General features: G+C 43.2%; 6 protein-coding genes. 2 read left to right on the forward strand and 4 right to left on the reverse strand.

Annotated elements, in window-relative coordinates:
* Together A3761_RS15730 and A3761_RS15735 are read left to right on the forward strand one after the other, a co-directional pair.
* Nucleotides 1-445: zeta toxin family protein (locus tag A3761_RS15730; RefSeq protein WP_231881236.1), on the forward strand; the 445-nt coding region annotated here is incomplete at its 5' end.
* Nucleotides 432-611: a hypothetical protein gene (locus tag A3761_RS15735; protein WP_068513854.1), complete on the forward strand. Its 180-nt coding sequence runs from the start codon at nucleotides 432-434 to the stop codon at nucleotides 609-611. The genes A3761_RS15730 and A3761_RS15735, both read left to right, overlap by 14 nt.
* Nucleotides 612-762: 151 nt before the next feature.
* On the opposite strand, the gene A3761_RS15740 is transcribed toward A3761_RS15735, so the two are convergent.
* From A3761_RS15740 to A3761_RS15755, 4 genes are all read right to left on the reverse strand, one after another.
* The gene (locus A3761_RS15740) at nucleotides 763-1,239 is read right to left on the reverse strand and encodes a hypothetical protein (protein WP_068513857.1); all 477 of its coding nucleotides are present in this window, start codon (nucleotides 1,237-1,239) and stop codon (nucleotides 763-765) included.
* 354 nt (nucleotides 1,240-1,593) lie between these two features.
* On the reverse strand, nucleotides 1,594-2,364 hold the full coding sequence (locus A3761_RS15745; RefSeq protein ID WP_068513860.1) for a hypothetical protein: 771 nt from the start codon (nucleotides 2,362-2,364) through the stop codon (nucleotides 1,594-1,596).
* Between the two features lie 34 nt (nucleotides 2,365-2,398).
* A complete protein-coding gene (locus tag A3761_RS15750; protein ID WP_068513862.1) occupies nucleotides 2,399-5,677 on the reverse strand; it encodes a type I restriction endonuclease subunit R in 3,279 nt (1,092 codons plus the stop codon).
* Nucleotides 5,674-7,014: restriction endonuclease subunit S (locus A3761_RS15755; RefSeq protein WP_082870265.1), on the reverse strand; the 1,341-nt coding region annotated here is incomplete at its 5' end. The genes A3761_RS15750 and A3761_RS15755, both read right to left, overlap by 4 nt.

A 7,014-nucleotide genomic window follows, 5' to 3' on the forward strand; every position in this document is an offset into this window, starting at 1 on the left:
CATCGTAGATGCCGTTTTTGATAAGTTAATGAAGAATAAACAAAGCTTCATACTTGATGGAACCTTATCAGACTATGATAAAACCAAACAGAATATTGAGCGATGCCTATCACCTAAAAGGGATTACTGCGTTGTTATCACATTTGTTTACAATGACCCATTAAATGCCTGGAAAGCTGCAAAAGCCCGTGAATTAACGATGGGACGGGCTATTGATTTAGATGTATTTGTTGATAGGTACTTTAAATCGAAAGATACAGTCCGCAAATTAAAAGAAGAGTTTGGACAAAACCTACAAGTTGATTTATTGTTTAAAGACTTAGATCAAAAAGTTCGGCCAGAATTTAATATTGGTAATATTGACAATTATTTGGACGAAAAATATACTCCCGCGTCCCTAAGAGAGGCGTTGGATAATACGGAGACGGAAGATGATAATTCGTAAAACAAAAGTTACGGTTGAATCACCTCTTTCGCACTTTGCACATAACGTAAAGTCAGATAGAAAAAAAAGAATTTATATGAAAGTGTTGAATGAGGCAAAAAAAGAGCAGCTTGAAATGATTGCTGAAGCCGAAGCCATGCAAAGTCAGCAGCTGCAAGCAAGATAAAGCACTCTAGTTAATATTAGAAAGCTCGCGATATGCGGGCTTTTTTATTGGCAAAACAAATGTCGCATTCAAAATAAAAGGACGTATGCCTTTCTACAATCCCATGATAGCTGATCAGCTATCATGGGCGAAACGAGGTTCGATAAACTTGTTAGGATGAATACATGGCATAAATAAATATAAACTCAAATACTGTGAAGATGGTTGTTAAAAATAACCACGAAGGATACGTAGTAATAGTATTCTCTTCAGGTATTTGCTCCCAGTCCTCTACCGTTAGCACCGACCTTTCGACCTGCTTTATGGCTTTCTCATACACATAAACCACATCAATATCTTTGGAACTACAGCTTGGGCATTTAGCCGGTGGAGTATTTCGGCGACTTTGCCAGTCATAAAAGCACTTATTACATTCCATTGCACCATACCAAGTCGGCTTGTCATACCAATATTTAACATACCTTTTTCTTTGAAAAAACTCGTTGATAAAACCGCCTATCGTGGCTAGAGGTACAATAACTAAAACTATTTGCCATAGTAAAACAAATAGGGACTTATTATCTTCAAACCACTGAAGCGTTATTGCTAAACCAATAATGAATAGAACAAGACTAGAAAACCCTCTCATTTTATAACCCTAACAGTGTGTATGAACGACCCTGGGGGTCCTCCACGTTTTTTACGTGGTTTATTAGATGGAGCATTTGGCTAACTGTGACAACTCAGATTTATTATACGGCCTGATTCTTAGTTAGTGATATTGTGTCTAAATTATTACAGCTAAACCGGATGACGGTTTACCTTGAACCGTATTGCGGTATTGTTGCTCAACACTCTAAGACCTAATTAAACCGATCAACGGTACGGTCAGCATTAAAACTGTAGAGTTTATTGCACCACCTTCCGCTAACCTTTGTTTATATATGCCATATGTTTACTTATTTCCGCATATGCATTTCGATTAGATTATTCTCAAAAAGACTCAGAAAATACCAAACAGCAACCCTGTTAATATACTGATGGGCCCAAGACCAATACTTTCTTCAGCGACACTAGAGGTTAAATTACTCACAACAACATCGGCCGTATCATTACCTGCGATTAGCTCTTCAACACCGCTAGTCACATCTTGTTCAAGAGATTCGTTGGAAAAGCCCGAGCTTTCAACGCCATCTATTTTTGCAGCAACCTCTGTTGTGGCTACAACATCAATATCGGGATACTTCTCAATATGCTCGTTTACGTAGGTTACGTTATCAGTCGCTTTCAATTGGACTTCACTCAAAGCGCCATCTTCTCTAATCACAACATCTGAACCTGGATTATTTAAGTCCTCATGCAGTACTGCCTCCCCTCCCGCACTGTTTACCGAATCCACATATAGCATCTCGTGGTAAACACCTTTTGTGTTACTCACTACACCTTGCAATTGCTCTGGAGACAAACTTGCTAGATACTCACCAATTTGAGGTGAAGTCATATCTACTAACGCTGGATTGGCTCGCTGCATAGCTTCAATCACCAAGATAAACTTTTCTTTATCAAAGTATTGCTGTCCATTTACTAGGCCTGCTGTAACTATTGAAACCGCTAATGCAGAAGCACTTATATCGGTTAAACTTTTCTCGCGCACGACAACAAGATGCTTATCTTCATCGCGCTCAAAGCAAGACGCAACCTTTAAACTTCTTGTTAGGTTTCTACTAAACGAAAAAGCATCAGCAGAATTGTCAAACTCGAATTTTAGATCCATATAAAAACCTATCCCAATATTGAATATGATTTACTTACTGAGCATTCAATAAACCAAAAACAATTCGCCCAAACTTCGCAGCCTTCTCTGGATCAGATAACAACTGCATCATCTGATCTTGATGTGCTTCACTACTGCTTAATATGGCGTCATCAACTGCTTTAGGAAAGTGACCTAGCATCGCTTGTTCTGCCGTATTATTGCTAATTTGGCTCATAACATTTTTATTCTCACGAACCTTATCTCTTACTGTGTATGCGTAATTAACCAAGTCTTGATCGGTTAAGTTGTCCGTAATAAACAGTTCATTTAGCTTGCTGATTAGGTGAGATAAGAACTCTTCTTTTTTATCTCTTGGTTTGGCTGTTCCTAAGCCGTCACCCGGTTCAAGCTTGTCCTCTTCCGAGTCAACTTTTAGTTTAATGTCCTGCTGTCTGATCTTGGACAAACGATAGTGGCTGAGCTGGACATTTGATAGATCAATGTCGCCATCTTCGATGACCGCTTCCCTTAACATGGGTTGCAGGTTGCGCGCATACAAGCTGAGCCTTTCTAGCTCTTTATCGTCGTAGTCTACGATCTGAGACATGAACTCGTAGAACCGTACGAAGGTACCCAAGTCCTTTTTGAATATTTCCAGCTCATCTTTCGCTTGCTTGCACTCTTTAAAGCTATTCTCGGCGTTAGCAATCAATACAGCATCGTCCGTTCGCTTTGTGCGCTCAAACATATCCTTGGCCTCTTTAAATGCCTCTACCGCCAACTGGTAGCGCTTCTGCCAGCGATCCACCGCTGGCTTACAGATATTGGCAATAGCAGCATTACTTTTGCTCTTCACAAAGAAGGCATCGCAGAACTGCTCTACTTCGCTCCAGAGGAATATACCGGCTGCTTTTAACTTATCGGATAGATCAAAAATCAAATCCGGATCGGATACATCGGCCAGTTCTGCTGTTTGGAAGTAAGGCTGGAAAGCTCCCAATATATCTTCAGGGTCATTAAAGAAGTCCAGCACGTAAGTGCCACACTCAGCCTTACCGGGGAAGGTGCGGTTTAAGCGCGACAGCGTTTGCACACACTCTACCCCGCCCAGTTTTTTGTCGACATACATGGCGCATAACTTGGGCTGGTCAAAACCGGTCTGGAATTTATTCGCCACGATCATCACCTGATAATCGTCACTGTCAAAGGCTTTGCGCATATCACGGCCTTTCAGGCCGGGGTTCATACTGGTTTCGGTAAACTTCTCGCCGATTAACGCCTCAGCATTAGGATCTCTATCGGTGAACTCCAGCTCACCCGAGAACGCCACCATGGCCTGAATCTTCTGATAGCCTTTTTCGGTGATGTACTTATCAAACGCCAGCTTGTAACGCACCGCTTCTTTACGAGAGCTGGTCACCACCATCGCTTTGGCCTGGCCACCTAATAAGCCCATGATATTGTCTTTAAAGTGCTCCACAATCACCTGCACTTTCTGGCTGATGTTGTAGTCATGCAGGCGCACCCACTGGTTGAGTTTCACCTTAGCTTTTTTGCTTTCTACCTCTTCATCGGCACCGTCTATCTTCAAGGCCAGGTTATAGGCCACTTTGTAGTTGGTGTAATTCTTCAGCACATCGAGGATAAAGCCTTCTTCAATGGCCTGGCGCATGGTGTACACATGGTAGGCTTCGGGCTTATTGGTTTTGGAAGGCGCTTCTTCCGGTTTGGGTAAACGACCAAACAGCTCCAGCGTTTTGGTTTTCGGTGTTGCGGTAAAGGCCAGGTAACTCAGGTTGCTGGAGGCACGGCGTGAGGCCACGGCTGCATCGAGAATATCATCGGTGGTTAAATCTTCATCTTGCGGCTTGCCATCAACCATCAGCACTTCTTTTAGCTGGCGTGCGGTGCTGCCGGTTTGTGAGCTGTGGGCCTCATCGGCAATCACCACATAGTTACGCTCTTTGAGGCTGACGCTGTTTTCAATGGCTTTTAATACATAGGGGAAGGTTTGAATGGTAACGATAATAATCGGCGTTGCACCTTCCAGCGCTGCGGCCAGCTTTTCCGATTTGGAGCCATCACCTTCGCTGCGGTTAATACGCCCCACCACACCTTCTACCGAGGTAAACTGCGAGATGGTTTCTTGCAGCTGATCATCCAGCACGGTTCTGTCAGTGACCACAATCACCGAATCAAACAGTTTGTTACCTTCTGCGGTATGAATGCTGGATAACTGATGCGCCGACCAGGCAATGGAGTTGGATTTACCGGAACCGGCACTGTGTTGTATCAGATACTTATTACCTGGGCCTTCGGTAAGGGCAGCATCAACCAATTTGGTGACCACATCCCACTGGTGGTAACGCGGGAAGATTAATGTCTCTTTCTTGTACTTACGCCCTTCCCAGTCTTCCTTTTCTTCGATTTGTAAATGCACAAAACGGGCAAGAATATTCAGCAGGTTATCGGGCTGTAACACCTCATTCCATAAATAATCGGTGGCGTACTGATTCACATCCTTAGGTACATCGTTACCGGCTCCACCATCCTTGGTGCCTTTGTTAAAGGGTAAAAAGAAGGTGTCTTCCCCTTCGAGGCGCGTGGCCATATACACTTCATACTGGCTGACGGCAAAATGCACCAGTGCACCGCGTTTAAAGCTAAGGAGTGGTTCGGGTTTCTTAGTCGCCGGATCGGTTGCGAATCTTGTTGTCTTATACTGTTTTATTGCGTTTTGCACCGCCTGTTTAAATTCAGACTTTAACTCCAGCGTGGCCACTGGCAATCCATTGACAAATAAAACCAGATCTATACGCCATGCTTTAGCCTTATTACCTGTTGCCTCTAATTCTGCTTCATTGGCCCAAGGTGAATACACCAGCTCCGGTACTACCCGTAAACGGTTCTGTTTGTAACGCGCCAGGGTATCCGGGTTTAAATCATGTTCGGGTTTAAACTGGCATAAACTAAAGCGTGTACCACGATCACGCAGCTCATGGCGTAAGACACCCAAGGTGCCAAAGGTACGCATCTCTTTATTGGCAGCGTTAGGATCGGCTTTATTTAATTGGGATGCGACACGCTCTAAAAACTTCTGCTCAGGATGCTTTTCATTTCCAGGTGAAGGGGGATATAGGCCACAGAACTTTTGCCATTGTTCATCTTGGGTTTCTTTAACAAAACCCAGCACATCTTCTTCATACAGGGCCAGTTCACGGTTGTAGCCTTCAGGCTTACCCAGCAGCCAGCCGTTAGCGACTAGCTGATCGACCATATCATTTTGAAAGGTAAACTCGTTAGCCTTACCGCTTCCTGACAATGTACTCATGCGGCTACTTCCTTGTTTTGATTATCGGATGGTTCTGGGGCTCGCCAGCTTCTGACATCAATTTTTCCGGTTACGGCTGCTGAGATCAGAGCCGTACGGCGCTCCTGTAACAGCTGAACAGCCTTATTTGCCTGATCAATCAAGCTGCTGAACTTTTCTTTTTGTTGGTTGATATATTCTACTACTTCACTCTGCTCATTCTCAGGAGGTACAGCAGCTAATATTTCACTCAATATAGCAATGTTAATAACTCCCATTGTTCCACCTCTACTCAAAAGTTCGAATTGTTTAAAGACCATCTCACTTTTAAGTAATTCTCTGATGTAGTACGGGTTATGATTTTGGCAGATCTCAGCTTTTATCAATCTTGGATTAATTATTCCTGGCTCAGCACCTTCTGGAAAAACAGCGATTTTTCCAAATGTTCCTACACAACTAATAAGAATATCGCCTTCACCAACGATGTAACGGGATAGTTCTGTGTAATCTTTTTCATTGATATAGTAATCACCGATCTCAAAATCATTTGGTATCACCTGCTCTTGCCCATATACCTTGTAGCCATTTTTAACGTACATATCTTTGGTGATGCTAGAGCCAAAAGGCCCCGCAATGATTCTGTCGCATAAGTATTTGAATTTTTTTACTTCCCAATGCTCCGGCACTTCACCTAACCACTCTACACCTGAGTCGCGCATGGGGACGCTGGGATTGAGGCCTTTGGTGACGGCATGACTGATCACGGCCTGGCGTTTTTCTTTTAGCAGTTTGATCAGCTGTTGTTGTTTTTCGATCAGGGTGTCGATTTTGGCGGTTTCGTGGTCGAGGAAGTTGGCGATTTTTTCTTGTTCTTCAAATTGCGGTAAGACAAGAGGAATGGCACCAAATTGCTCGAATGTTATGGATTTCCCATCGCGAAGACTATCTGTTGTTGACTGTAAAGCAGCTATATATGGCTTACTTTTAAATAGATAACGATAGAATTTAGGCGCAATATCTTTCACGGAAGATAAAACTGTATACGCTGGTGAAACGCATCCTACGTATTTGCTATGTTCAATTCCGCCTTCGAAGCTTCTCAAACTAATTACAAAATCATTCTCCTCAACGTGACGAAATGAACTGGTTCCTTTCAATGCCAGCATGACTTTTGAATCATTCAGTTTCATCATCAAAGACTGAGGAACAACGCCATATTTTTGGCTGGCCGCAAGTTGCTCATCCGTTTCTAATGAAGGCTCCCTTCGATTCTTGAATAAACGCTTACCGTCAAATAATTCCCAATCCGCTGGAATCTCTCCCAGCCACTGAGTTCCAGAGTCAACATACTCAGGGTA

Source organism: Oleiphilus sp. HI0123, from assembly GCF_001635315.1.